The 25,346-nt window shown below is 64.9% G+C and carries 27 protein-coding genes; 15 read left to right on the forward strand and 12 right to left on the reverse strand.

Going from position 1 to position 25,346, the window contains the following annotated elements; all coding sequences use genetic code 11:
- Nucleotides 1-63: 63 nt before the first annotated feature.
- The 3 genes from QOU61_RS20790 (at nucleotide 64) to QOU61_RS20800 (ending at nucleotide 1,469) form a co-directional block, all read left to right on the forward strand.
- A complete protein-coding gene (locus tag QOU61_RS20790) occupies nucleotides 64-753 on the forward strand; it encodes a DUF2161 domain-containing phosphodiesterase (protein ID WP_289653069.1) in 690 nt (229 codons plus the stop codon).
- A 23-nt stretch (nucleotides 754-776) separates the two neighbouring features.
- Nucleotides 777-1,076 (forward strand): putative quinol monooxygenase, encoded by a 300-nt coding sequence (locus QOU61_RS20795; RefSeq protein ID WP_289653070.1) that lies wholly within the window; start codon nucleotides 777-779, stop codon nucleotides 1,074-1,076.
- 93 nt (nucleotides 1,077-1,169) lie between these two features.
- Entirely contained in the window at nucleotides 1,170-1,469 is a 300-nt protein-coding gene (locus QOU61_RS20800; RefSeq protein WP_289653071.1) for a hypothetical protein, read from the forward strand.
- A 66-nt stretch (nucleotides 1,470-1,535) separates the two neighbouring features.
- Here QOU61_RS20800 and QOU61_RS20805 read toward each other — a convergent pair whose 3' ends face one another.
- Together QOU61_RS20805 and QOU61_RS20810 are read right to left on the reverse strand one after the other, a co-directional pair.
- Nucleotides 1,536-2,159: a GNAT family N-acetyltransferase gene (locus tag QOU61_RS20805; protein ID WP_289653072.1), complete on the reverse strand. Its 624-nt coding sequence runs from the start codon at nucleotides 2,157-2,159 to the stop codon at nucleotides 1,536-1,538.
- Between the two features lie 136 nt (nucleotides 2,160-2,295).
- Complete coding sequence (locus QOU61_RS20810) at nucleotides 2,296-2,694, reverse strand: PaaI family thioesterase (RefSeq protein ID WP_289653073.1); 399 nt, start codon at nucleotides 2,692-2,694, stop codon at nucleotides 2,296-2,298.
- A gap of 132 nt (nucleotides 2,695-2,826) precedes the next feature.
- On the opposite strand from QOU61_RS20810, the gene QOU61_RS20815 reads away from it, so the two are divergent.
- Nucleotides 2,827-3,612, forward strand: coding sequence for a cobalamin-binding protein (locus QOU61_RS20815; RefSeq protein WP_289653074.1), 786 nt, complete (start codon nucleotides 2,827-2,829; stop codon nucleotides 3,610-3,612).
- Here the strand turns inward: QOU61_RS20815 and QOU61_RS20820 are convergent, their stop codons facing one another.
- Nucleotides 3,613-4,893 carry an ArgE/DapE family deacylase gene (locus tag QOU61_RS20820; RefSeq protein WP_289653075.1) on the reverse strand — a complete coding sequence of 427 codons (1,281 nt, stop codon included), beginning with the start codon at nucleotides 4,891-4,893 and terminating at the stop codon, nucleotides 3,613-3,615.
- Between the two features lie 163 nt (nucleotides 4,894-5,056).
- On the opposite strand from QOU61_RS20820, the gene QOU61_RS20825 reads away from it, so the two are divergent.
- On the forward strand, nucleotides 5,057-5,269 hold the full coding sequence (locus QOU61_RS20825) for a DUF6719 family protein (protein WP_289653076.1): 213 nt from the start codon (nucleotides 5,057-5,059) through the stop codon (nucleotides 5,267-5,269).
- Between the two features lie 24 nt (nucleotides 5,270-5,293).
- On the opposite strand, the gene QOU61_RS20830 is transcribed toward QOU61_RS20825, so the two are convergent.
- The gene (locus QOU61_RS20830) at nucleotides 5,294-5,659 is read right to left on the reverse strand and encodes a hypothetical protein (protein WP_289653077.1); all 366 of its coding nucleotides are present in this window, start codon (nucleotides 5,657-5,659) and stop codon (nucleotides 5,294-5,296) included.
- 45 nt (nucleotides 5,660-5,704) lie between these two features.
- On the reverse strand, nucleotides 5,705-5,860 hold the full coding sequence (locus tag QOU61_RS20835) for a hypothetical protein (RefSeq protein WP_289653078.1): 156 nt from the start codon (nucleotides 5,858-5,860) through the stop codon (nucleotides 5,705-5,707).
- 274 nt (nucleotides 5,861-6,134) lie between these two features.
- Here QOU61_RS20835 and QOU61_RS20840 point away from each other — a divergent pair, with 274 nt between their 5' ends.
- Nucleotides 6,135-6,407: a hypothetical protein gene (locus QOU61_RS20840; RefSeq protein ID WP_289653079.1), complete on the forward strand. Its 273-nt coding sequence runs from the start codon at nucleotides 6,135-6,137 to the stop codon at nucleotides 6,405-6,407.
- Between the two features lie 11 nt (nucleotides 6,408-6,418).
- Here QOU61_RS20840 and QOU61_RS20845 read toward each other — a convergent pair whose 3' ends face one another.
- Nucleotides 6,419-6,928, reverse strand: coding sequence for a CreA family protein (locus tag QOU61_RS20845; protein WP_289653080.1), 510 nt, complete (start codon nucleotides 6,926-6,928; stop codon nucleotides 6,419-6,421).
- Between the two features lie 245 nt (nucleotides 6,929-7,173).
- Here QOU61_RS20845 and QOU61_RS20850 point away from each other — a divergent pair, with 245 nt between their 5' ends.
- From QOU61_RS20850 to QOU61_RS20870, 5 genes are all read left to right on the forward strand, one after another.
- Nucleotides 7,174-8,973, forward strand: coding sequence for a L,D-transpeptidase (locus QOU61_RS20850; RefSeq protein WP_289653081.1), 1,800 nt, complete (start codon nucleotides 7,174-7,176; stop codon nucleotides 8,971-8,973).
- A gap of 116 nt (nucleotides 8,974-9,089) precedes the next feature.
- Nucleotides 9,090-10,730 carry a glycosyltransferase family protein gene (locus tag QOU61_RS20855; RefSeq protein ID WP_289653082.1) on the forward strand — a complete coding sequence of 547 codons (1,641 nt, stop codon included), beginning with the start codon at nucleotides 9,090-9,092 and terminating at the stop codon, nucleotides 10,728-10,730.
- A gap of 66 nt (nucleotides 10,731-10,796) precedes the next feature.
- Nucleotides 10,797-11,384 carry a glutathione peroxidase gene (locus tag QOU61_RS20860; RefSeq protein ID WP_289653083.1) on the forward strand — a complete coding sequence of 196 codons (588 nt, stop codon included), beginning with the start codon at nucleotides 10,797-10,799 and terminating at the stop codon, nucleotides 11,382-11,384.
- 248 nt (nucleotides 11,385-11,632) lie between these two features.
- Nucleotides 11,633-12,583, forward strand: a complete 951-nt coding sequence (locus QOU61_RS20865; RefSeq protein ID WP_289653084.1) for a polysaccharide deacetylase family protein — start codon at nucleotides 11,633-11,635, stop codon at nucleotides 12,581-12,583.
- Between the two features lie 66 nt (nucleotides 12,584-12,649).
- Entirely contained in the window at nucleotides 12,650-13,177 is a 528-nt protein-coding gene (locus tag QOU61_RS20870; RefSeq protein WP_289661637.1) for a dihydrofolate reductase family protein, read from the forward strand.
- Here the strand turns inward: QOU61_RS20870 and QOU61_RS20875 are convergent.
- The gene (locus tag QOU61_RS20875; protein WP_289653085.1) at nucleotides 13,174-14,235 is read right to left on the reverse strand and encodes a DUF2336 domain-containing protein; all 1,062 of its coding nucleotides are present in this window, start codon (nucleotides 14,233-14,235) and stop codon (nucleotides 13,174-13,176) included. The two genes, QOU61_RS20870 and QOU61_RS20875, sit on opposite strands and share 4 nt — an antisense overlap.
- 29 nt (nucleotides 14,236-14,264) lie before the next feature.
- The gene (locus tag QOU61_RS20880; protein ID WP_289653086.1) at nucleotides 14,265-14,597 is read right to left on the reverse strand and encodes a hypothetical protein; all 333 of its coding nucleotides are present in this window, start codon (nucleotides 14,595-14,597) and stop codon (nucleotides 14,265-14,267) included.
- A gap of 136 nt (nucleotides 14,598-14,733) precedes the next feature.
- On the opposite strand from QOU61_RS20880, the gene QOU61_RS20885 reads away from it, so the two are divergent.
- Together QOU61_RS20885 and QOU61_RS20890 are read left to right on the forward strand one after the other, a co-directional pair.
- Nucleotides 14,734-15,030: a PilZ domain-containing protein gene (locus QOU61_RS20885; RefSeq protein ID WP_289653087.1), complete on the forward strand. Its 297-nt coding sequence runs from the start codon at nucleotides 14,734-14,736 to the stop codon at nucleotides 15,028-15,030.
- 28 nt (nucleotides 15,031-15,058) lie between these two features.
- Nucleotides 15,059-16,108: an HD-GYP domain-containing protein gene (locus tag QOU61_RS20890; RefSeq protein ID WP_289653088.1), complete on the forward strand. Its 1,050-nt coding sequence runs from the start codon at nucleotides 15,059-15,061 to the stop codon at nucleotides 16,106-16,108.
- A 27-nt stretch (nucleotides 16,109-16,135) separates the two neighbouring features.
- Here QOU61_RS20890 and QOU61_RS20895 read toward each other — a convergent pair whose 3' ends face one another.
- The 3 genes from QOU61_RS20895 to aspS form a co-directional block, all read right to left on the reverse strand.
- A complete protein-coding gene (locus QOU61_RS20895; RefSeq protein ID WP_289653089.1) occupies nucleotides 16,136-16,588 on the reverse strand; it encodes a DoxX family protein in 453 nt (150 codons plus the stop codon).
- A 98-nt stretch (nucleotides 16,589-16,686) separates the two neighbouring features.
- Nucleotides 16,687-18,993 carry an NADP-dependent malic enzyme gene (locus QOU61_RS20900; protein ID WP_289653090.1) on the reverse strand — a complete coding sequence of 769 codons (2,307 nt, stop codon included), beginning with the start codon at nucleotides 18,991-18,993 and terminating at the stop codon, nucleotides 16,687-16,689.
- A 41-nt stretch (nucleotides 18,994-19,034) separates the two neighbouring features.
- Nucleotides 19,035-20,807, reverse strand: a complete 1,773-nt coding sequence (aspS, locus tag QOU61_RS20905) for an aspartate--tRNA ligase (RefSeq protein WP_289661639.1) — start codon at nucleotides 20,805-20,807, stop codon at nucleotides 19,035-19,037.
- 154 nt (nucleotides 20,808-20,961) lie between these two features.
- Here aspS and QOU61_RS20910 point away from each other — a divergent pair, with 154 nt between their 5' ends.
- Complete coding sequence (locus tag QOU61_RS20910) at nucleotides 20,962-22,440, forward strand: protein adenylyltransferase SelO (protein WP_289653091.1); 1,479 nt, start codon at nucleotides 20,962-20,964, stop codon at nucleotides 22,438-22,440.
- Between the two features lie 372 nt (nucleotides 22,441-22,812).
- Complete coding sequence (gene rnd / locus QOU61_RS20915; protein WP_289653092.1) at nucleotides 22,813-23,973, forward strand: ribonuclease D; 1,161 nt, start codon at nucleotides 22,813-22,815, stop codon at nucleotides 23,971-23,973.
- An 18-nt stretch (nucleotides 23,974-23,991) separates the two neighbouring features.
- Here rnd and QOU61_RS20920 read toward each other — a convergent pair whose 3' ends face one another.
- Complete coding sequence (locus tag QOU61_RS20920; RefSeq protein ID WP_289653093.1) at nucleotides 23,992-25,116, reverse strand: autotransporter outer membrane beta-barrel domain-containing protein; 1,125 nt, start codon at nucleotides 25,114-25,116, stop codon at nucleotides 23,992-23,994.
- Nucleotides 25,117-25,346: the final 230 nt, after the last annotated feature.

A 25,346-nucleotide genomic window follows, 5' to 3' on the forward strand; every position in this document is an offset into this window, starting at 1 on the left:
CCCGCGAATTCGGCTAAAATCGCGGACATTGAGTCGCACCGCCCGCGACCCCGGAGTTTCGGCTTGGAAACCGCGCTTTACCTTCCCGTCAAACGCTTCCTCGAAAACCTCGGCTTTACGGTCAAGGGCGAGATCGGCGGCTGCGATCTGGTCGCGCTCAGCGGCGACGAGCCACCGGTCGTCGTCATCGGCGAGCTGAAACAGACCTTCAACCTCGAACTGATCCTGCAGGCCGTCGACCGCGCCGGCAGCTCCGACGAGGTCTGGATCGCGGCCAGGATGTCGATGCGCGGCAAGGGCCGCGAGAGCGACGCGCGCTACCGCAACCTCTGCCGGAGGCTCGGTTTTGGCATGCTCGCCGTCACCGGCAACGGCCAGGTCGAAGTGATCGTGAAGCCGCCGACGACGGCGCCGCGCCGCAATCTGAAGAAGCGCTCGCGGCTGGTCGCCGAGCACCGCCGCCGCCAGGGTGATCCGGCGATGGGCGGCTCGACGCGGGCGCCGATCATGACCGCCTATCGCCAGCAGGCGCTCGCCTGCGCATCGGCCTTGGCGGAAGGCCCGCGGCGGGTGCGCGACCTCAAGCCGCAGATTCCCGACGCACCGAAAATCCTGCTGCACAATGTCTATGGCTGGTTCGATCGCGCCGAGCGCGGCATCTACATCCTGACGGACGCCGGCCGCGCCGCGCTGAAGCGCTGGCCGCAGCATGTCCCGATACCGGCGGTGGAGGTGGCTGACGCCGCGCGATAACGACCGAACACGGAGGAGCGCAGATGATCATCGTGACAGGCAGTGTGACGGCGCGGCAGGACTCGTTCGACGAGGTGCGCAAGCTCAGCCTGGAGCATGTGCAACGGTCGCGCCGCGAACCGGGTTGCATCTCCCATGCCGTCCATGTCGACTGCGAGAATCCGCTGCGGCTCGTCTTCGTCGAACAGTGGGCTGACAGTGCGGCGCTGGCAGTCCATTTCGCCGTGCCGGCCTCGCGTGATTTCGTTCGCGCGTTGCAGGGGCTCTCGGCAGGCGCGCCGACGATCGCGATCTACGACGCGAAACAAGTGGAAAAGCTCTGACTCGCAACGATGCATGGCTGATTTGCCACACCAATTTCATATTGCAATGCAACATGATGCACCCTAGGTATCCCGGATCAACGAGAGGCCCCGATGAGCGAAGACTGGAATACCAAGTATGGGCCGCGGCGTGTCCGCCGCGATCCGCCGACGCTGGACGAAGCGATTTTTGCTGCCGTCGGCATCACGGACGATCAAGAGGCGCAGGCGGACATCGCCGCGTCGCTGATGGGCCTGCCCTATGAAGAAGTTCTTGCCGAAGTGAAAAAGCTCGGCCGCGCCTCGGCACGCGTGGCCACGACCCGCGTGATCGCGGGCGAACAGGGCGCGCAACGTTCGGTCGTTGTGGAGCGGCGTACCGTACGTCGATTCGCCACCCGCACCGGAACCTGATTGCTCCCGCATTCTAGCCATTCGCGCGATCTGCGATCGGCGAATGGCTCAGCAGATACACTCCCCTCAGGCCGTTCGGCCCAATCCATACATCCGCCAGAACGATCGCCAGTAGACGCGGTTGACGTTGGCGATCGCGCGCGCGGCCGCGAGCGTGGTGTCGAAGGCGAACGGCACCGGCTGGGGCACGTTCTGCCTGGTCAGATCCACCGTGCCGGTGGATTCGCCGTGGCTGAACGTCAGATGCGCGCCGAACTTATTGGCGAGCGCCCGCATCGCTTCGTTGCTCGCACCGGTGGTGATACGAAGGCTTTCGTAGCCCTTGGCACGCGCCTCGGCGATCAATTGCCGGAACAGGAAGCTGCCGACGCCACGACGGCGCACGGAGGCTTCCACGCTGAAGGCGATCTCCGGCAACGTGTCGGACGACGGCTCCGGCGGATGCAGTTCGGCTGCGCCGCGCACCACGCCGTCTTCGAAATAGGCGATGATGATGGTGCCGTCATTGGCGCATTTTTCGGCGTACCGCTCGATGAAGCGATCGTCGATGAAACCGTTGAAGCGGTCGTGGCGGCTCATGCGGTCCAGCCGCAGCAGGTGATCGCGCAGGAGCGGCAATTCCTCGTGCTGACGGAGGGTGCGGACGAAGCTTCGCGCGCGCATCGGGCCGGCATGGTTTCTCTGTTGCATGTCAAAAAACTCCTCTTAGATGACCCTCGAGGAGGCGTCCGAATCCCTAGACCTCATATATTGTGCAGCGCAGCAAGATTTTCAAGACCTTCGCGACAAAAAATGAAACAAGGATTCACTTAAAGATTCAGCGAGCTTAGAGCACCATCTGGGTTTGCGTGATGATCGCAACCAGCTTGCCGTCCTCGGTCTCCAGCCTGATCTGCCATACCTGGGTACGGCGCCCGCGATGTACGGGCGTCGCCGTCGCCACCACGACGGCGCCTTCCCTCACTCCCCCAATGAAGTTGGTCTTGCTTTCGAGCGTGGTCGTGCCCTTGGCATCCTCCGGCAGGTTGATCACGGTGGCCGCGGCCCCCACCGAATCCGCGAGCGCCATGATGGCCCCGCCATGGATGGTGTGATGGAGGGTGCAGAGGTCCGGCCGCACCGTGATCCGCGCCACCACGCGTCCCCTGTCGGCTTCCGTGAAGGTCACGCCCATCAGCTCCGCAAACGGCATCTTCAGCGAATTGATCTTCTCAAGCGGCGTCATCGGCGCTCCCCTTGTCGTCCAAGCCATATTCGAGGCGCGAGGATGGAGTAGCCGGGTAAAGGAGGCAATGACCTCCGAGGTAATGGTGCGCCCGCATTGCCTGTCAGCCGCCCGCGCGGCATAGGGTTGGTCATGCGCCACTTCCCGCCGCAACGCATCGTCTGCCTCACCGAGGAGACCGTGGAGACGCTGTACCTGCTTGGCCAGGAAGACCGCATCGTCGGCGTCTCCGGCTATGCGGTGCGCCCGCCTCGGGTCAGGCGCGAGAAGCCGCGGGTCTCCGCCTTCATCTCCGCCGACATTCCAAAGATCACGGCGCTCGCGCCCGACCTCGTGCTGGCCTTCTCCGACCTGCAGGCGGATATCGTTGCAGAGCTGGTGCGCGCGGGCGTTGCGGTTCATGTCTTCAACCAGCGCGACGTCGCGGGAATTCTCGCGATGATCCGCACGCTCGGCGCCATGGTCGGCGTGGCGGAGCGGGCCGATCAGCTCGCCAGGAGTTACGAGGAACGGCTCGCCGCGATCGCTGCGACCAGTCGTCCCGGCCCGAGGCCAAAGGTCTATTTCGAGGAGTGGGACGATCCCTTGATCAGCGGCATCGGCTGGGTCTCCGAGCTGATCGAGATCGCGGGTGGCGAGGACGTGCTGCCGGATTTGCGCCGCAAGGCGGCGGCGAAGGACCGCATCGTCGCGCCAGACGTGGTGCGCGCGGCTGCGCCCGACGTGATCCTGGCGTCCTGGTGCGGCAAGAAGGTCGTGCCCGACCGGATCAGGCAGCGCCCGAACTGGGACACGATCCCGGCGGTGCGCAACAACCGCATCGTCGAGATCAAGTCATCGCTGATCCTGCAGCCGGGCCCGGCCGCGCTGACCGACGGGCTCGATGCGATCGTTGCGGCGCTTTGGAACGAAGGCTGATTACGCCTTCTCGACCCCGCACCATTCGGCGATGAACAGCGCGGTTGCCTTGGTCGACTTTCGCAGCGATTCCAGGTCGACATATTCGTTGAAGCCGTGCATCGCCGCGCCACTGGCGCCGAAGCAGAGGCTGGGGATGTCGTGGTTCAGCCCGTAGAAGCGGGTGTCGGTCAGCGCGGTGAACACGAGGTCCTCGACCGCCCCGCCATAGACCGCACTGAACGCCTTCCCGAACGCAGCTTCCGGCGCAGCCGAATTCGTCAGCTCGTAGCCCTCCGACAGAAAGCCCGACCACTCGACCGCAGGTGGGTTGTTGGAAAGAAAGCGGTGATCGCGCGCCGCGGCCGCAACACAGGCCAGGATTTCCGCCTGCGCGTCGGCGACCGGCCAGCCCGGCAGGATCGCGATCCGGCAATCGACGTCGCACCACGCGGGCACGCTGGAAGCCCAGTCACCGCCCCTGATGATCCCCGGATTGAAGTTGATGGGATGATTGAGCGTCTTGAAGTGCCGGTCGCTCCTGGCCCGCTCATTCCATTCGGCCTCGAGCTTCTCCAGCGCGTGGATCAGATGATAGGCCGCAGTGATGGCGTTGGAGCCCGAGCCGGCCTCGAACACATGCACGGGATGGCCGCGCACTTTCAGGCGAAACCAGATCACGCCGACCTGCGAACGCACCATCTTGCCGCCGGTCGGTTCGGGGATGAAGCAGGCGTCGGCCCGATAGCCGCGCTGCAATGTCGAGAGCGCGCCGACCCCGGTGCTCTCCTCCTCGATCACGGACTGAAAATGGATCCGCGCGGTCGGCCGGAAGCCGGCAGCCCGGATCGCGTCGAGCGCGTATAATGCGCCGATCGTGCCGGACTTCATGTCGCAGGCACCGCGGCCATACATCCGCCCGTCCCTGATGACGGGCGAAAATGGCGGCGTCTCCCACATGTCGAGCGGGCCGGTCGGCACGACGTCGCAATGGCCCTGCAGGATCAGCGACTTTCCGGCGTCGTTCGCCGGACGGTAGGTGCCGACCACCGTGCGCGCCCTGGAGAAATCGTGCTCGATCGGACCGTAGCCGCGCAGATCCTTCAGGTCGTCAGGGTTGATGTGCCAGTCGTCGACCTCATAGCCACGCGCGCGCAGGAGATCGCCGATCATGTCCTGGCACGGCCCCTCCGCGCCGCGGGTCGAGGGGATCGCAACGAAATCCATGGTGGTGGCAAGCTGCGCGTCGAAGCCGGCATCGACGGCCGCAAGGATTCGTTGGTGAGTGTCGTTGGCGTTCATCGCTTACCCCGTTGTGCTCGCGGGGCGGATCAAATCACAGTTCGCCGCCGAATGCAGGTTCCCGCCGCAGCTTTCAGAATCGGCGCGGGCTGCGTAGGCTTTCCCGGCAACGCCTGTGCTTTTGCGGAGAGACTGGATGGCTGGACGAGCTGGATGCTATGCGATGCTGCTGCTTGCGCTGACCATGTCGGACGCAAAAGCCATGACCGACCAGGTGCCGAACGAACAGGCCATCGTCGATCTTCGGCTCGGACAACGCGTTCAGGTCGATGACGGAACCTGCCCGCAGGGCCAGATCAAGGAAGTGTCCGGCGCCAAAATGGGACCGACCGGCATTGAACGCGCGCGAAGGTGTGTGCCGCGCCGGAAGAAATAAGGAAATGCGTGGCGTGTGACGGCGCTAATGCGCCGGATCGAACATGCACTGCAAGGTCGGCCTCGCAATCTTGGTGAAAGTCGGGCCGATCTCGGATCGCTTCGCGGCGGGCACCCAGTTGTTCTCGATGGTGGGCACGCCGGTCTCGCTGATACCGCGGAGCAATGCTTCGCGCAGATCCTCGTCCTCGACGACCGCGGCGGCGTGATCGTGCAGACAGCCGCAGACTTCCTCCGGATGCGCCCAGCGGCCCAGCATGTGCGGCGCGCACTGGCGGACGAACTCACCGCGCGGATCGGATGGCTTCATGAGCGAAATCATCTGCGCCTGCGCGGGCGCAGCGAGCGCCAGGCACGCGACGAGGGCACCAGAGAGGAAACGAATGAGCATTGCGAGCCTTACCGGCAACTTTCTTGTTCGACGAAAGTGCCAGCCTTAGTTGGCGGCGACAACCAGTGGCGCAGCCGTCGCGATCGGCGAACCACTATAGGCAAAGGTCCCGACACCGGGGAGGCTTGTGTCCGACGAGCCAGCCAGGGACGGCCCAACCATCACGAAGGCGAAGGCCAGGATGAAGCTGATGGTCCGCATTTGACGGTCTCCGGAAAATAGCTTGCGGCGCAGCCCGCCGCTGTCGTTGGGCCCTGATAACCATGTCCGGTTTCGTTCATTCTGCGCGCGAAGCAGAAAATGGTTTCGTCACGGGGCGAATTGTTTCGTCGCTGCCGAGTCCACGAAACAATGAAGCAAAAACCTCAATGATTTCAGATCGCGCGATTGAGCCGAGGCGGATTGAGATGGGTCAATGACCCTGCTGTGAATAGCGGCGATACGGCGCTAGGGAAGTCCCGCTCGGGCAAAGGCCATGCAACCTTTCAGCCTGTCGGCGCGTTACAAGCCTTCTTCAACAAGGATGGCCGTTATGGGCAGTGGCCGCACCGTTGTTGGCAATACACCTCCCCGCAGGCCGATTTCGGCCGGCACCGCCGATCCGCCCCGCACAACCCTCTCGCCGGCGATGTCGCTGCAGCGCGGCGACTTCGGCAATGTCTCTACGCCGCAGAAATTCGTGCATCTGGTCGGTTGCCGCGACGCCCGTCCGAAGCCGGAACTGCGCCCGACGCCGGCGAAGCGCTAGGCCCTCGCCCCTCACTGAATGTAGTCGCCGCATTTCTGGACGGCGGCGTCAGCCGCGCCCCACGGCATGATCGGCACCGAGGAGGTCGAATTCTTCGGCGATCCCTCGATCAGCTTGTCGGAATACACCATATAAACCAGCACGTTACGCTTGGCGTCGCAGCCGCGCACGATCTGCATCTTCTTGAAGAACAGCGAGCGGCGCTGGCGAAACATGTCATCGCCCTGCCCCATTTTGTCCTTGAAGCGGATCGGCCCGATCTGGCGGCAGGCCAGCGAAATATCGGAGACCTCTTCGGCAAGGCCCATCCAGCCCTTGAAGCCGCCCTTCTCCGGCACGGTGAAATGACAGGCCACCCCCTCCACCTCGGGATCATCGATACCGTAGGTTGCAAGCTTGTCGTTCGGACTCATCCATTTGAACACGGTCGAGCGGCGGAAGATGAGATCCGGCTCGTCGGCGGCCGTCGCTTGGGTGGCGAAAGACAGCGCCAGCACGACCATCAGGAGCAGCGAGGCCATGGGCCGTCTGTCACATTCGCTTAAGGCAGGAAATGGCATGGAAGTCTCCGTGGGGGTGTCGCCCATGTAGGCGCCCGACCGCCCTCACGGAAGGCGCGCGGCGAGCCATCTCGGCCGCGGATTTAACGCAATGTGAGGCTTTTTTGGTACGCTCAATTTGAATCGGGCGGGCTTTGCGACTGGGGCGCTGGTGAACGGGTTTTGTGTCTGCGACAACAAACCCCATACGAACTGGGAATCGGGAAATGCGCGTAACCGAGCGTCGGATTTCTAACCGGGCTATTTCAACCAATCATTTTTGGGGTCTGGCATTGTTGGCGGCGGCCGGCACGGTCGCTGCCGGCAGCGAGGCGAATGCCGCTGTCTACTACTGGCAGGACTCCGACCCCAGCTTCTACCGCCCGGTACCGATGGCCCAGCCGCGATCGCAGCGGCCGCGGCGACAATCCGCGCGCAAGAACATGGTCGAAAAGGAGACCAGCGCCAAGCCGCAAGGCCCGCTGATCATCGCGGTCTCCATCGACAAGCAGCGGGTGCGGGTGTTCGACGCCAACGGCTTCTTCGCGGAAGCGCCGGTGTCGACCGGCATGCGCGGCCATTCCACCCCGACCGGCGTCTTCAGCGTCATCCAGAAACACAAATTCCACCACTCCAACATCTACAGCGGCGCGCCGATGCCCTACATGCAGCGCATCACCTGGTCCGGTGTTGCGCTCCACGCCGGCGTGCTGCCGGGCTATCCGGCCTCGCATGGCTGCATCCGCATGCCGATGTCGTTCGCCGTCAAGATGTGGAACTGGACCAGGATGGGCGCGCGCGTGTTCGTGACGCCCTACGAAATCCCGACGCCAACAAGCTTCGCGCATCCACTGCTCGCGACGATGAAGGTGGCGCCGCAGCCGGTCGCGACGGAGGAGCCCGCGAGCGACAAGCCGGTGCCGGCGAAAGCCGATAAGGGCGCGGCCGAGGCGAAGCCCGACAATTCCGAATCGCGGCTTGAATTGCGCTCAACGGTCGGCCATGTCGATCCGCCCAAGGCCTCGGCCGAGGCAGCGGAGAACAGCTCATCGCACGAGCAGACGCACACTGCCGATGCGGGCCGCAACATCGATGCCGCCGCGCCCGCGGTCACGATGTCGGACGCCGCCGGCGGCACCGCGCGGCGCGAGGAGGAACAGGCCGACGGCACGCGGTCGCGACTGGTGAAACCGGCGGATAGCGATGCCGCGCCAGGCGTGGCGATCGCAACCCAAGACAAGCCGGCGCAAGACAAACCAGCGCAGGACAAACGGGCCCAATACAAACCGGCCGAGACCGTTGCCGTCGACATGAAGCCGGTCGATGGCCCGAAGCCCGCCGACAAGCTTGCCCAAGCCAGGCTCGAGAGCAGCAAGGCTGACGACAGGGCAGAAGCCAGGAAGTCCGAACCGGCTGTCGCGGAGGCCGCGAAGCCGGCGGCGGCACAATCCGCGGCCAGCCCTTCCGCAACCAGGCCGGAAGAGGCGAAGACCGTGGCGGTCGCGCCCGATGCGAAGAAAGACCAGAGCCGGATGGCTGGCGAGACTCTGCCTGCAAGAGAATCCCGGCGCCCGGGCCAGATCGCGGTGCTGATCAGCCGCAAGGATTCCAAGCTCTATGTGCGCGAGAACTTCAAGCCATGGTTCGAGGTGCCGGTGACGATCGCGCCGAGCGACCGACCGCTCGGCACGCATGTGTTCACCGCCGAAGTCGACAAGAACAATGCGAATGGCCTGCATTGGTCGGTGGTGTCGCTGCCGATGTCGGCGCGCAGCGTGCAGCGCAGCCAGGACCAGGAGCAAATCGTGCATCGCCGCAAGGCCGCAGCCACGGGTCCGGTCGAGATGAAGTCGATGCCGGCGCCCGACAGCCCGGCGGAGGCGCTCGACCGCATCAGCGTGCCAGCTGATGCGATGGCACGCGTCAACGAGGCGCTGGCGACCGGCGGCTCGATCATCGTCACCGACCAGGGCATCAACCAGGGCGAAACCGGCGAGGGCACGGACTTCATCGTCTCGCTGCGCTAGCCAGCTTCGCGCAGCGCCATTGGCGGGAACGCATATCCGACCGACCGGAGCAAAAAAGAAGCTGGAGCACCGGTTCTGATTCAATCAGAGCCGAAAATGCTCTAGAAGCGGCCGGCATGACGGAACTCTCCACCGCGCCTTCCTCCGCGGCGCCAGCACACGCATCCCGCGACGCGCTCGACCGGCTGACCCCGCTTGGCTGGCGCGGCGGGCTGATCGCGATTGTCGTTGGCCTCGCGCTGTCCTTCTTCCTGTTCGGCTACGCCGTGATCTACTGGCGCAATGCCGATATGGATTTCATGGTGATCTACAGCGCGCTCGCCATGAACGATGGCAGGCCGCAGCAGTTCCTCGATCACACCGCCTATCTGACCATCCTCACCGTCAAGTCGTGGTTTCAGCTGTTGCACGGGCTCGGCCTGCTCGACGCGTGGACGCTGTCGGCCTTTCCGCCGCCGACCGAGCCTGCCGCCTTCGACACGGCGATGACGCACGCGGTCCGCGCCGGACGCCTGCTGGCCTTCCTGATCGCGATCGGCTCGGTACTGATCTTTGCCGCGCTCGGGCGCCGCATCCTGCGCGACTGGCGCGTCACCCTGCTCGCTACGCTCGCCTTCGCGCTTTCCGGCGGCATCGCCGTGCATTCGCGTATCCTGCGCAGCGAGCTGGTCGCCGCGCTGCCGGTCATCTTCGCGCTGATGATCCTGATCGCGACGGGACGGCGCGCGAGCCTGTTCCGCCCCCTTTTCGTCGCCGCCAGCGCGTTCCTGTGCGTGCTTGGCCTCGAGAACAAGGTGCAGGCGATCCTCCTGATCGCCGTCCTGCCGTTCGTGGTGCTGCCGTTCGGTGGCAAGGAAGGCCGCAGTGTCAGGTTCTGGCAGAACACGTCCGGAAGCTGGCTCGTCGTCGCCGCCGCCGTGCTGCTTGCGCTCGCGGCCGGATCGGCCGCATGGCCGCTCGCCCGCGTCGGGTTCGACCGCGCCCTGCTGGACGCCGCGCAGTTTCATCCGCTCCTGCTCGGCCGGTTCGGCGTCTACCAGATCGCGCTGCTCGCACTGGTCGCGGCCTGCATGGTCGCCTATGCCGCGATCTGGCGGATAGCCGCCGCCGAGACGCTCGCGGCGATCGCAGGCGCAGCGGCGGCCGGCGCGGCCGCCCTGCTCGTCCTCGACATCGACTACAACACCGCCAACGTGATCGCCGTCTTCAATCCGCTGGAGAAGATGCTGACCTTTGCCGACACCAGCACGGCAAGCGCCGCGAACGGATCGAGCATCGCGGCGATCCTGCTCCTTCTGCTCGATGGATTGGGCGGCGTGCTCACCCGTTACACCTTCGTGCTGCATTCCTCGCCGCGGCCCACGGTGTTCCTGACCTGGCTGGTCATCCCCGGCATCGTCTATGCGTGGCGGCGCGGCGAGCGGCAGGCCGCGCTGCAGGCGCTGATGCTGATGCTCGGCGCTATCGGCATCGACATGCTCGGCGTGCGGCGCGGCCTGAAATCGGAATATTTCATCTTCACCGATCCGCTGATCATTCTCGCCGGCGCGATCCTGCTCGATTCGCTCGACGCGTCACGTTTCCACAAATGGGCCTATTCGATCGCCATCACGCTGTTCGCGCTGCATATCGCCATCGGCCAGGCGGAGCCGATCAAATACGCGCTGAAGCGCTCGGGGCCGGAATCGATCTGCGAATGGAATTCCTACTACATGCCGCTGATGCCGCTGCCCTGGTGCAAGCGGGCGCCTGCGTAACGACCTGTTGACGAGCCCCGCCCTGCCGGCTGCTGTAGTCTGGTTCCGCTACCGACGGAGACAGCCATGACCGACCGCAGGACCGTGCTCACCGCGGCGCTCGCCGCCATCATGGCGCCGGCACCGGTCCGCCGGGCACTCGCGCAAGGCGCGATGAGCCAGCCGATGAACCAGGTCACGGCCTATGCCTTTTCGTTTCCGGCCCTTGCTGGCGACGACATCCGGCTCGCCGCGTTCGGCGGCCACCCCATGCTGATCGTCAACACGGCGTCGCTATGCGGCTACACCCCGCAATATGCCGGGCTGCAGGAATTGTGGACGGAGTTCAGCGGCCGCGGGCTCGCCATGGTCGCGGTTCCCTCCAACGATTTCGGCGCGCAGGAGCCCGGCGGGGCGACCGAGATCGCGCAGACCGCGCAGCACGACTACGGCGTGACCTTCCCGATTGCGGCCAAGGCCGCCGTGATCGGCCCGAACGCCCATCCGTTCTACCGATGGGCCGCGCAGGCGCGGCCCAGGGATGTGCCGCGCTGGAACTTCCACAAATACCTGATCGGACGCGACGGCTATATCGCCGAGGTGTTCCCGTCGGCGGTCGAGCCGACCGATACGCGCGTGAAAACGGCGATTGCCCGGACGCTCGCCGCGGCCTAGTGGCCCGATTCTAACATTCGCATCCCATCTGGGAGGCACGTTTGCGAATGGAATCGCGGCAAATGGATCGCGAACGTCAAATCCGCTCCACGAGGTCGGCATCTTCCCGTCATTAACCCGTCCACCGACAATAAACCGGTTTCTCCTGCCCGTCCGTTGCGTTGGCGGGGCCGGTCCAACTAGGCTATGATCCGACATGGGGGGACACGGCCGATCCGGCCGGGGGACCAATTCTAGGGAAAACGACGATGCGTGTGGCGGCAGGATTGATTCTCGCAGGGACGATTTCGCTGATGATGTCAGGCGCTGCGTGGTCGCAGACCCCGCCGGCGGCCCAGAAGACAGCAGCCGCGCCACAGACAGCGCCCGCTGCCGCCGCCGCGGCGCAATCACCACAGCCCGCACGGGCGGCCTGCAGCAATCCCAACGCGCTCGGCGTCGCGCGCACCGTCGAGATCGACACAACGGGCGGTCCGGGCTTCGGCTTCGAGCATTTCAAGGAGCTCGACTTCCTGCGCGACAAGGAGGTCGTGCTGACCTTCGACGACGGTCCATGGCCGAACAATACGCCGTCGGTGCTGAAGACGCTCGCCGACGAATGCACGACCGGCATCTTCTTCCCGATCGGCAAGCACTCGACCTATGAGCCGGAGATCCTGAAGAAGGTCTACGCGGCGGGCCACACGATCGGCGCTCACACCTGGTCGCACGCCAACCTCAACAACAAGAAGCTGACCGAGCAGCAGCGCAAGGAAGAGATCGAGAAGGGATTCAGCGCGGTGAAGTGGGCGCTCGGCGGCATCTCGCCCGCGCCGTTCTTCCGCTTCCCGGCGCTGCAGCACCCGCCGGAGATGGTGACCTATCTGGGTACCCGCAACATCGCGATCTTCTCCTGCGACCTCGACTCCTTCGACTTCAAGGCGAGCAAGCCGCAGACGGTGATCGACACCGTGATGAGGAAGCTCGACAAGCTCGGCAAGGGCATCATCCTGATGCACGACTTCCAGAAGCACACCGCCGAAGCGCTGCCCGAGCTTCTGAACCGCCTGAAGGCCGGCGGCTACAAGGTCGTCGCGATGCGCGCGAAGGCGCCGGTGCAGACGCTGCCGGAGTTCGACGAGGCGCTGCAGAAGGAGATCAAGCTGCCGACCGTCAGCTCGCGGCCGGTCTCCAGCGTCGTCACCACGGTTTCGGAATAGCTGCGCTTCGCGCACATCGTGGCGGCGCTTTGCATCGAAGGCTATGTCATCGTCTCGGCGGACGGCATGCTCGCGCGTGGCGGCGCGATGCCGGACGAACTCAAGTTTCCGGGCGACAAGGCCTTCTTCTCATCGAGCCTCGACCGGGCCGCGCTGATCGTGCACGGCCGCAACTCCTATGAGGACCAGCCCAACTCGCCGCGACGCCAGCGGCTGATCCTCACCCGGCAGGTCGCGGCGCTCGCGCTCGATCCGTCGAATCCCAAGGCATGCCTGTGGAATCCGGCCGGCGCCTCCTTCGAGGCGGCTTGCGCCTTCGCGGGCGTCGATGCCGGCACGGCCGCCATCATCGGCGGTCCCGGCGTGTTCGCGATGTTTCTCGACCGCTACGACACGTTCTGGCTTTCGCTCGCCCCTCATATACGCCTGCCTGGCGGCGAAGCCTGCTTTCCCGGCGTGCCCGAGCGCACGCCGCAGCAGATTCTCGCCAGTCATGGTCTGAAAGCCGGCGCGCCAATCCCGCTCGATCCGGCCGAGGGTGTCACGGTGACGCCGTGGCGGCGCCTGCCTGCTTCGAGCGCCGGCGCCGGCTAGAACCGCACGGTGCGCTGCGCGACCGACAACGAAAAGACGTCGAACGTGGCCCGGACGCGCTCGAGATCGTCATTTGAAACGGGCGGACACCCGGGGCGATTGCGAACGATCATCGTGGTGGTCGCCCAATTCAGCCTGGCGGCCTTGCAGGTGACGATCAGTCCCTCGAGCTGATCGCTGAAAATCAGGGGCTCGATGACCTCGATCGGCGATCCCGACAGAAACGCCAGCGCGGCGACGACGTTGGCGTATTCGCGGCAGACCGCGAACCGGTTGACCGAGGAGTCGTTGAGCTTGCCCTTGCGATTGAGGTCGACCATCCGGGCATGCGCCTCGACATAGTCCGGCGGCCCCGGCTGACGAAACTCTTCCGGCGCTTCCGTCGTCGCAACCGTCGTTTCGATCTTCTCTCGCACCGCCTGGGGCATCGCGAGCAGGTGGCGCATCCGCGTGCCGTCGACCTTCGCCTGGACTTTTTTCCGCAGTCCTGGCGGGGCATCGGAGCGCTTTCCAAGCTTTTCCGCGAGACGCTCATCGCGCTCCGCCGCCTCCACCAGCGCCGCCCATCCCGCCTGAGAGAGCCGCGCGCCGAGATTTTCCGCCAGCGCATGACGGACCTCGGCATCGCCGCGCTGCACCAGCGGTTCGCTCAACTGCGGATCGATCGATTGCCGGCTGGCGATCGCCAGCAGATGGGCGTGGTGCTGAGTGCGGGCGACCTCGACGAGATCAGCGTGCGCGATGCTTCGGCATCGCTTCAGCACGGGTCCCGCAATCGACGGATTCTGATCGAACGCAAGCCTCCGGATCGCCTTCGGCGGCGGCCGCTTGACGTCGGAAAGCGCCTTGCCGAGCTGGATCAGCGCGGGCGCTTCCACGCGGTCCATCAGGCGGACAATGACGTCGTCGAACACGCCGACCTGCTGTTCATGCAAACGGTCGACGTCGGCGACGAACAGATTCGTCACCTGTTGCAGGATTTCGGTCCATCGCTCTGGCGGCCGGCCATCGATGGCATCCAGTTCCGCTATCAATGCCGCCGACGCCACCACAGCCACAATATTTGGCTCCCTGGCTGCAACACGCTTCAATCGGTAATCAAATCATTCGCGAAATGAAAAAAAGCCGAGACACGAGCCATCGTGTCCCGGCCAAAATAGCTGCGGGCGGCTAAGGCCCCGTTAATGCTTGTCGCCCCCTTTGTTGCATTGCAGCGCGACCCGTCCCTCGTTGCGGCCACCGACGTTTCCGGGACGTTTACGAAAAAGTTGCGGATTCCGGCTTCAATTCGCCGGATGTCACCGGGGTTTAGGTGCGCTGAAGCCGTCGGCAGGTTGCCGCGAGATTGTGCTGTGTTGAAGTGGCTGCTTCTTTTCGGCAGCGAATTTGAAATTGCATCATTCGTATCGGGCGCAAGCACATTATGGTCGTCGCGGTCGTACCTGAAGACAAGCAGCAGCCACTGCCCAGGGGTTTGTTCTGGTTAGCAACGGGCGATGGCGGTTCTGGAAGGCGCGTGAAGGGGTAATTTTCGGCTCTAGACTGAGGGCAAGTGCATGTCCTTCGGAATGCGAAAGAGCGAACGCGTTCGTTTTGAACGCGGCGTCCAGGTGTACATGATGGGAATCGACGGGACCTGGCGTCGCGATTGCCAGCTGATCGACGTGTCCCAGACCGGCGCGCGCCTGTGCGTCGGATCTTCGATCGAGGGACTGGACCTGAAGGAGTTCTTCCTTCTGCTGTCCTCCACCGGTCTCGCCTACCGGCGATGCAAGCTCATTCGCGTGATGGGGGATGAAATCGGCATCGAGTTTCTCGCGCGCGAGAAACCGAAAAGACCGTCCCGCAAGTGAGCTTCGTGCGAATTGGGGTCGCCTTTAAATGTGCATCCACGTCATCGGCGACAGCCCTGCCAAGCTATCCGCGGTCAACGCCATCCTCCACCTGCAATACGATGTCTCGTCGGAACTGCTGGGCAACCACGAGCTCCACGCCGCTGACACCGACGCGGTCATCGTCACCGCGGATCTGACCGTCGTCGACAACATTCTTGCGCTCAAGAATCTGAGTGCGAAGCTGAAGCTGATCCGCAAGCGCATTTTCCTCGTCGAGGAGCGATCCCGCCTGGGGACCGTGCAGGCCTATGCGCTGGGGGCCACGCACGTGCTGACAACCCCCGTCAGCAAGGCGCAGTTGCTGGCGAAGCTCGTCGACCACAATTCGGCGCCCTGGACCAACGGCAAGACTCTCGCAAACGGCCGCGAAGCCGCCCTCGCCGGCGCGGCTTGCATCGCCTCGATGTTTTCGGCCGTGGTCGACGGCGTTCCGATCGATGTGGACGCCGCCAAGGAGGCGGGCCGCAAGATCGCCGAGAGTATCGCCGAGGACGGCCTGTCATACTGGCTCGACACCGTTCGCCGCCACCACGAAGGCACCTACCAGCATTGCCTGCTGGTCACGGGCGTCGCGGTCGATTTCGGATTGAGCCTGGGTTTGCGGAAAGCCGATATGGAGCGGCTCTATTCCGCTGCCATGTTCCACGACATCGGCAAGGCGAGAATCCCGCTGGCCGTGCTCGAAAAGCCTGCGGGTCTCAGTCCGGAAGAGCGGACACTGATCGAGTCTCATCCGGAGGCCGGATACGCGGCGCTGGCGGGGACTGCCGGCATCTCGCCGGAGATCCTCGACGCCGTGCGGCATCATCACGAATATCTCGATGGCAGCGGATATCCCGACGGGCTGTGCGGTGCCGCCATCGCCGACATCGTGAGACTCCTGACTATCTCCGATATCTTTTCGGCCCTGATCGAAAATCGCGAATACCGGCCGCCCCTGCCGCGCGAGACGGCCTACGAGATCCTTCAGGGCATGCACGGAAAGCTCGAGATGCCGCTCGTTGCCGCCTTCCGCGAGGTCGCGCTCACGCGCTGAATGCGTCAGGCCGACGAACCGTCCCGGCTATACGTCTCCGTAGGCCGCCTCGGCCTGCCGCGTGCCACGGCCGTAGCCCGCAATGATGAACAGCCCGCCGATGATCGACAGATTCTTCAGCGCGTCCATCAGTGTCCTGGCGTTGTCGGGCGGGGACTGATTCCAGAAATCGTGGAAGTAGTAGGTCGCGCCGATCACGAAGAAGATCAGGAGGATCGCGAAGAACCGCGCGCCGAAATTGAGCGCAATCATCAGGCCGCTGACAATCTCGAACCCTCCCACCGCGACCGCCAGCAGTTGCGGCGTCTGCATTCCGGTCGCGCTCTCGAGCTGAGCCATATAGGGAGCGACGGCGGCGGGGATCGCGATCTTGGCGGCGATGAAGTCGGCGGTGGCCTGGATGCCGAACAGCTTGGTGGCCCCCGAATAGATGAACAGCACGGCAAACAGGATTCGCCCGAACGTAATGAGTGCTGGCATTATCGGCCTCTTCCATGCTTCCGGCGGCGTCTTCAAAGCCGCAATGATTATGCGGGTTCTCTGTCAGCTTTTCAAACCATCAATTCCACGAACCTTCTCTAGGCAAACAGGCTCGGCTGCTGGCGCCCGGCGCGCTCCTGGGCTTCGACCACGGCGACGGCAGTCATGTTCAGCACGCCCCGCGCGGTCACCGACGGCGTCAGGATATGCGCCGGCCGCGCCGGCCCGATCAGGATCGGGCCCACCGGCAGCGCGTCCGCCAGCACCTTGATCATCTGATAGGCGACGTTGGCGGTGTCGAGCGTGGGCATGATCAGGATGTTGGCTTCGCCCTCCAGCTTCGAATGCGGCAACACCAGCTTGCGCGCCGATGCCGACAGCGCGGTATCGCCCTGCATCTCGCCGTCCGCCTCGATCTCCGGATGTTTCTCCTTCAACAGGGAGGTGGCGCGGCGCATCTTACGCGAGGAATCCGTATCATAGCTGCCGAAGTCGGAATGTGACACGAATGCGATCTTGGGCTTGATGTTGAAGCGCTGGACATGGGTCGCCGCCAGTGACGCCATCTCCGCGAGCTCCTCGGCGCTCGGATTGGGGCGCACCTGGGTATCGGCGATGAAATAGGCGCCCTTGCTCGTGATCATCAGCGCCAGTGCGGCATAATCGCTGACCCCCGGCAGAAAACCGACGATTTCGCGCACGTGCCGCAGATGGCTCATGTAGCGGCCCTCGACGCCGCAGATCATGGCGTCGGCCTCGCCGCGGATCACCGCGAGCGCCGCGATCACCGTATTGTTGGTCCGCACGACGGTGCGGGCGGCGTCCGGCGTGACGCCGCGCCGGCCGGCCACCTCGATGTAGGACTGGACATAGGAGCGGTAGCGGGGATCGTCCTCGGGATTGACGAGATCGAAATCCCGCCCCGCCTTGATCGAAAGGCCGAAGCGCTTGATGCGCGTCTCGACCACCGACGGCCGGCCCACCAGAATCGGCCGCCCCAGCTGCTCCTCCAGCACGACTTGCGTGGCGCGCAGCACGCGCTCGTCCTCACCCTCGGCATAGATCACCCGCATCGGCTGGGTCTTGGCCTTGGCGAACATCGGCTTCATGAAGAGGCCTGAGCGGAACGCGAAGCGCTCGAGCAGCGCGGTATATTCGTCGAAATTTTTGATCGGCCGCGTCGCGACGCCCGATTCCATCGCGGCCCTGGCGACCGCCGGCGCGATCCGCAGGATCAGGCGCGGGTCGAAGGGGCTCGGGATCAGCGATCCCGGCCCGAACCCCTGCGTCTCGCCGGTGTCAAAACCCTGCGCGACCGCATCCGACGGCGGATCGCGCGCGAGCTGCGCGATCGCATCGACCGCGGCATGTTTCATCGCCTCGTTGATCGCGGTGGCGCCGACATCGAGCGCGCCGCGGAAGATGAAGGGGAAGCACAGGACGTTGTTGACCTGGTTGGGGAAGTCGGAGCGGCCCGTGCAGATCATCGCATCAGGGCGGGCTTTCCGCGCCTCGTCCGGCATGATTTCCGGGTCCGGGTTGGCCAGCGCCATCACCAGCGGCTTATCCGCCATCTGCTTGACCATCTCGGGCTTGAGCACGTTCGGCGCCGAGAGGCCCAGGAAAATGTCGGCGCCGGGGATCACGTCGGCGAGCGTGCGCTTGTCGCTCTTTTGCGCATAAGCCCCCTTCCAGCGATCCATCAGCTTGGTACGGCCTTCATAGACGAGGCCCTCGATGTCGCAGACCCAGATGTTCTCGCGCCGCGCCCCGAGCGAGACGAGCAGATTGAGGCAGGCGATCGCCGCAGCCCCGGCGCCCGACGCCACGATCTTAACGTCGGAGAGCTTCTTGCCGTTGAGCAGGAGGGCGTTCTTGATCGCCGCGCCGACGATGATCGCGGTGCCATGCTGATCGTCATGGAACACCGGGATCTTCATGCGCTCCTTCAGCCGCGCCTCGATCTCGAAACATTCCGGGCCGCGGATGTCCTCGAGATTGATGCCGCCGAAGGTCGGCTCCAGCGCCGCCACCGTCTCGACTACGCGATCGATGGTGTCGGCCGCGATCTCGATGTCGAAGACGTCGATGCCGGCGAATTTCTTGAACAGCACCGCCTTGCCTTCCATGACGGGCTTCGAGGCCAGCGGCCCGATATTGCCGAGCCCCAGCACCGCCGTGCCGTTGGAGACGACGGCGACGAGGTTGGCGCGCGAGGTGAGCGAGGCCGCTTCCGCGGGGTCCTTGGCGATCTCGGTGCAGGCGGCCGCGACGCCCGGCGAATAGGCCAGCGCGAGGTCGCGCTGGTTGGCGAGCGGCTTGGTCGCCTGAATCTCGAGTTTGCCCGGCCGCGGCAGCCGATGATAGGCGAGCGCCGCGGAATGCAGGTCTTCAGAATAAGTCATTCACTCCCCCGCGAGCTTCCCGAATTGGTTTTCGGTCGTACCTATTTTTGCGGCACATTGAGCCGGATGTGAAGCTCGCGCAACTGCTTCGGCGTCACCTCGGATGGCGCCCCCATCAAGAGGTCCACCGCCTGCTGATTCATCGGGAAGAGCGAGATTTCGCGCAGGTTGGTGGTGCCGCAGAGGAGCATCACGATACGGTCGAGGCCGGCCGCCATGCCGCCATGCGGCGGTGCACCGTACTGAAATGCGCGGTACATGCCGCCAAACCGCTCGACGACCTCCTTCTCGCCATAGCCCGCGATCTCGAACGCCTTGACCATCGCCTCGGGGCGATGGTTGCGGATGCCGCCGGAGGCGATCTCGTAGCCGTTGCAGGTGATGTCGTACTGGAATGCCTTGATCGACAGCGGGTCCTGCGTCTGAAGCGCCTCGAGTCCACCTTGCGGCATCGAGAACGGGTTGTGCGAGAAATCGACCTTCTTCTCGTCCTCGTTATACTCGAACATCGGGAAGTCGACGATCCAGGCGAGCTCGAACCGCTCCTTGTCGACGAGATTCAACTCCTCGCCGACCTTGGTGCGGGCGAGGCCTGCGAACTTCCAGAATTTCTCGGGATCGCCGGCGACGAAGAAGGCGGCATCGCCCTCCTTCATGCCGAGCTGCTCGCGGATCGCTGCGGTCCGCTCCGGGCCGATATTGTTGGCAAGGGGACCTGCGCCCTCGCCGCCCTCGCGCCACATGATGTAGCCGAGCCCGGGCTGGCCTTCACCTTGCGCCCATGAGTTCATGCGGTCGCAGAAGGCGCGGCTGCCGCCACCCTTGCCCGGGATCGCCCAGACCTGGTTCTTCGGGTCCTCCAGCATCCGCGCGAACACCTTGAAGCCGGAGCCGCGGAAATGCTCGGAGACGTCCTGCATCACGATCGGGTTGCGCAGGTCGGGCTTGTCGCTGCCATATTTGCGGATGGCCTCGGCAAAGGGGATGCGCGGCCAGCCCTTGGTCACCGGCTTGCCCTTGGCGAACTCCTCGAACACACCCGTGATCACCGGCTCCAGCGCCGCGAACACGTCGTCCTGGGTGACGAAGCTCATCTCGACGTCGAGCTGGTAGAACTCGCCCGGCAGGCGGTCGGCGCGCGGGTCCTCGTCGCGGAAGCAGGGCGCGATCTGGAAATAGCGATCGAAGCCCGACATCATCAAGAGCTGCTTGTACTGCTGCGGCGCCTGCGGCAGCGCGTAGAATTTTCCGGGATGGATACGGGACGGCACCAGGAAGTCGCGCGCGCCTTCCGGCGAGGAGGCGGTCAGGATCGGGGTCTGGAACTCGAAGAAGCCCTGCTCCTTCATGCGCCGGCGCATGGAATCGACGATGGCGCCGCGCGTCATGATGTTCTGGTGCAGCTTCTCGCGGCGCAGGTCGAGAAAGCGGTATTTCAGGCGGATGTCTTCGGGGTATTCCTGCTCGCCGAACACCGGCAGCGGCAGCTCCGCCGCGGGTCCCAACACCTCGATGTCGGCGACATAGACCTCGACCAGGCCAGTCGGCAGCTCCGGGTTGTCGGTACCCTCTGGACGGCGGCGCACCTTGCCTTCCATCCGCACCACCCATTCGGAACGCAGCTTCTCGGCATCCTTGAACGCCGGCGAGTCCGGATCGACCACGCACTGGGTGATGCCGTAATGGTCGCGCAAGTCGATGAACAGCACGCCGCCATGGTCACGGATGCGGTGGCACCAGCCGGACAGCCGGACCGTCTCGCCGATGTGGCTCTCGCGGAGCGCGCCGCAGGTGTGGGTCCGGTAACGATGCATGGGGTCCTGGAACAGTTTCGGAAAAAGGGAATCGGGAGCCATGGGGGCCACCCCGAATTTGCGGGAGGGTTTACCCGAGGCGGGATGGCGCGGCAACCAAATGGCGTAGGCGTTTGGGCTCGAAAAAGCACCCCACTGCGCCTATCTTGAGCACATGACGGTGCATTTCCCCTTCCAGAACACCTATGCGGCGTTGCCGGCGAATTTTTTCGCCCGCGTCGCGCCGACGCCGGTGTCCGCCCCCCGGCTGATCAAGCTGAACCGGCCACTCGCGATTCACCTCGGCCTCGACCCTGATCTCCTGGAAACCGCCGAAGGCGCTGAAATCCTGGCCGGCAAGGCCTTGCCCGCCGGCGCCGATCCGATCGCCATGGCCTATGCCGGCCACCAGTTCGGACAATTTGTTCCCCAGCTCGGCGACGGCCGGGCCATCCTGCTCGGCGAGGTGATCGACAGGGACGGCGTCCGCCGCGACATCCAGCTCAAGGGCTCGGGTCCGACCCCGTTTTCCCGCCGGGGCGATGGCCGCGCCGCGCTCGGGCCGGTCCTGCGCGAATACATCGTCAGCGAGGCAATGGCCGCGCTCGGCATTCCGACCACGCGCTCGCTCGCAGCCGCGATCACCGGCGAGAATGTGATCCGCGAAACCGTGCTGCCCGGCGCAGTCCTGACCCGCGTCGCGGCAAGCCACATCCGGGTCGGCACCTTCCAGTATTTTGCCGCGCGCGGCGACGTCGAGGGCGTCCGCCAGCTCGCCGACCACGTTATCGCCCGGCATTATCCGGACCTCGCCCTCACCGAGCGCCCCTACCACGCCCTGCTCAAGGGCGTGATCGGGCGCCAGGCCGAGCTTGTCGCGCGCTGGCTCCTCGTCGGCTTCATCCACGGCGTGATGAACACCGACAACACCTCGATCTCAGGCGAGACCATCGATTACGGCCCCTGCGCCTTCATGGACGACTACGACCCCGCGACCGTCTTTTCGTCGATCGACGAGCTTGGCCGCTACGCCTATGGCAACCAGCCGCGGATCGCGTTGTGGAATCTGACGCGGCTTGCCGAATGCCTGCTGCCCTTGTTCAGCGAGGACAAGGAAAAGGCGATCGAGGAGGCCCAAGCGATTCTCGGCGAGTTCGCCGGGAAATTCACCGCCGCCTATCAGGCCGGCCTGCGGCGGAAAATCGGACTGTTCACCGCGCGCGATGGCGACGAGGCGCTGGTGCAGGACCTGCTCGATGCCATGGCGAAGAACCAGGCCGACTTCACCCTCACCTTCCGCCGCCTCAGCGAGGCGGCAGGCGATCCGGCCAGCGACCACAGTGTGCGCGAGCTGTTCACCGACGCGAGCGCCTATGACGAATGGGCGGCCCGCTGGCTGGAGCGGCTGGCCGCCGAGCCGCAATCGCCGGAAGAGCGGCGCAATGCGATGCGGTCCGTCAATCCCGCCTTCATTCCGCGCAACCACCGCGTCGAGGCGGTCATTGCGGCCGCAACGACGAAAGACGACTACGCCCCGTTCGAGGAGCTGCTCAAGGTGCTGTCCAGGCCCTATGAGGACCAGCCGGAATTTGCCGCCTACGCCGATCCGCCATTGCCGGACCAGCGCGTGATGCAGACCTTCTGCGGGACGTGACCCGTTAACCGGGCGTCCACCATTGAATCGGTCGCGTCCCGCCGGTTAAGGAAGGGTCAATCCGCTCCCGCCAAAGCTTCAGCTTTGTTGGGGGATTATGCCGTGGACGCGCTTGTTTTCGAATTCATGGGATTGGCGATGCTCGGTTTATGCGTCATCGTACTGGCGATACCGTCGGTGTGCCGAGAGCGCAAAGAGCTGCGGCGCTAGGCCGATTATCCGCCAGAATTGGCCGCGAACGCGCCGTGAGTCGCCACAGTGATGCCTTGCAAAGCTCATGATCCGGCTCAAATGCAAGGCTCGAATTTTAGCAAACACCCTTGACAGGCCAGCGCTTTCGGTCGAACGGCTGTAGTAGCGTATGGACTGTTCATGGATCTGATTGCTACCACTTCGGAACTCGCGGCCGCTTGCGAACGCCTTGCCAAGCACCCGGTAATCACCGTCGATACCGAGTTCCTCCGCGAAACCACTTATTACCCGCTGCTCTGCGTCGTGCAGATGGCGAGCCCCGAGGAAGCGGTCGTGGTCGACGCGCTGGCGGAGGGCATCGAGCTCAAACCGTTCTTCGACCTGATGTCGAACGAGGCGGTGCTGAAGGTGTTTCACGCCGCCCGCCAGGACATCGAGATCGTCTGGCACCGTGCGGGCACCGTCCCGCATCCGATTTTCGATACCCAGGTCGCCGCCATGGTGCTCGGCTATGGCGATTCCATCGCCTATGACCAGCTGGTCGAACGCATCACCGGTCACCGGCCGGACAAGACCCACCGCTTCACCGACTGGTCGCGCCGGCCGCTGACCAAGGAGCAGGTCCATTACGCCGTCTCCGACGTCACCCATTTGCGCGACGTCTTCATCGCGCTCGACGCCGACCTGAAGAAGCGTCGGCGCAGCGATTGGGTCAGCGAGGAGATGGAGGTTTTGACCTCGCCCCGCACTTACGATTTCCATCCCGAGCGCGCCTGGGAGCGGCTGAAGACGCGCGTGCGCAAGCCGAAGGAGCTTGCGGTGCTGATGGAGGTCGCCGCCTGGCGCGAGCAGGAAGCGCAGAGCCGCGACGTGCCGCGCAGCCGGGTCCTCAAGGACGACGCGGTCGGCGACGTCGCGATCCACGCACCGACCAGCCTGGAGAGGCTCGCCAATCTGCGCTCGCTGCCGAAAGGCTTTGACCGCTCGAAATGGGGCAGTGAAATCGTCGCCGCCGTGCAGCGCGGGCTGGCGCGCGATCCGGACACGCTGCCCAAGATCGAGAAGCCGCGGAGCAATTCCAACGGGGCCGCGATCGTCGAGCTGCTCAAGGTGCTCTTGCGCATGACCTCGGAGCGCCATGCGGTGGCGAGCAAGGTGATCGCGACGGTCGACGATCTCGAGCAGATCGCGGCCGACGATCAGGCCGACGTGGCCGCGCTGCATGGCTGGCGCCGCGAATTGTTCGGCGAGGCGGCGCTGCAGCTCAAGCATGGCCGGCTGGCGCTCGCGATCGAGCGCGGCCGGGTGGTGCGGGTCGACCGCGGCGAGGCGCCGGCCTAAGGGATCGCTAACCGGGCCCTACCACCTCACCTCGACGCCGACCGTGCCCTGGTGCGATTGCATCGTGGTGCGGAACTTGCCGTCATAGTTCAGATAGACCCGCGCCGTATTGCTCAGGCCGATCGATGCGGACGCGCCGGCATCCGCACCATAGCGGCTTTCGCCGATCCCCTGCAGCGTGATGCTCTCGGGGCCGAGGCTTGCCGTGATCGCGCTGAAGTTCTGCGAGAAATTGTCGACGAACTTGCCGTAAGCCGAGAGGTCGACGACGCGGCGATCGACGATCCAGTAGTGGCCGACCTCCGCGCCAAGAAGCATGCGGGCACGCTCGAGCGTGGCGCCGCCCACCGTCAGCGGATCGACGCCGCCCGCTTCCTGGAACGATCCGTTCGCGGCGCGGACATATTCGAAATCGACCTTCGGCACGATGCGGGTCTGTTCGATATTCCAGTAATAGCTGAGTTCGGTCAGCGCGCCATCGAGCTCGGCGTGATAGGCCGCGGTCGCAAAGCCCGGACCGGACTCGCGGCTCGACCGGGCGGCACCAAAGCCGTGCACCAGCGCGATCGCCCAGGTCCAGGGCCCCTTGTCCACGGAGGCGTTGAAGCCGAGCTGGGTGAGATCAAGACTTGCCGATTGCAGCGCCAGCGGCACATCGATCGAGGTGCGGCTCTGGTCGATCGAGACGCCGATATTGACGCCGGGTGCCACGCGCGCGCCGAGGCCGGCGACGCCACCCCAGGTCTGGCGGTTGTCGGCGGCGAACGGGCCTTGCGCGCCGTTTCGCGCCGAGATGCCGTAGGCCTCGGCCCACGAACGCAGCGGCGGATTGTCGGCGGCCTCCGAGGCGCCGCCGCCGCCGGGATTGTTGCGCCAGATGCGATCGAAACCGCTCGCCTGGTTGCCGAGCCGCTCCAGGAACGTGCTCCCCAGGTTCAATGCGGTCGCGCCCGTCGAGATGTCGGCATTAACCATCGTCGGGGTTGGGATCGGGGGCGGCAGCCCGACCGGCGGGCCTACCACTTGCGCCTGCGCCGCCGGTACCGCCGCCATCATCGCGACGAGCGCGAAAACAGCCGCAACCGCCCTCGCAGGCCAGCCGCCCGATCCGCCGCGCAGCCAAAGCCGCGGTGAGCCCATCATGCCCTTCCCAGCCGAATTCCTGGCCCGACAAATCGCATAAAACCTTATCGAGCCTAGCGGATTTGCCCCTAGTTCCGGCGGGCGGTCAATTGCCCCGCGGCACGGATCGGCGCGCTCCTGGGCGGTTGTGGTTCCCCGGCCACAGGTCGCCTTGGCCGTGCAACGGGCCGCCGCTTTAACCTCAGGTGCGGCCACGGCTTGCTAAGGCGCCGTTTTCATGTTGCAATACC

The organism is Bradyrhizobium sp. NP1 (assembly GCF_030378205.1).
GTDB lineage: Bacteria > Pseudomonadota > Alphaproteobacteria > Rhizobiales > Xanthobacteraceae > Bradyrhizobium.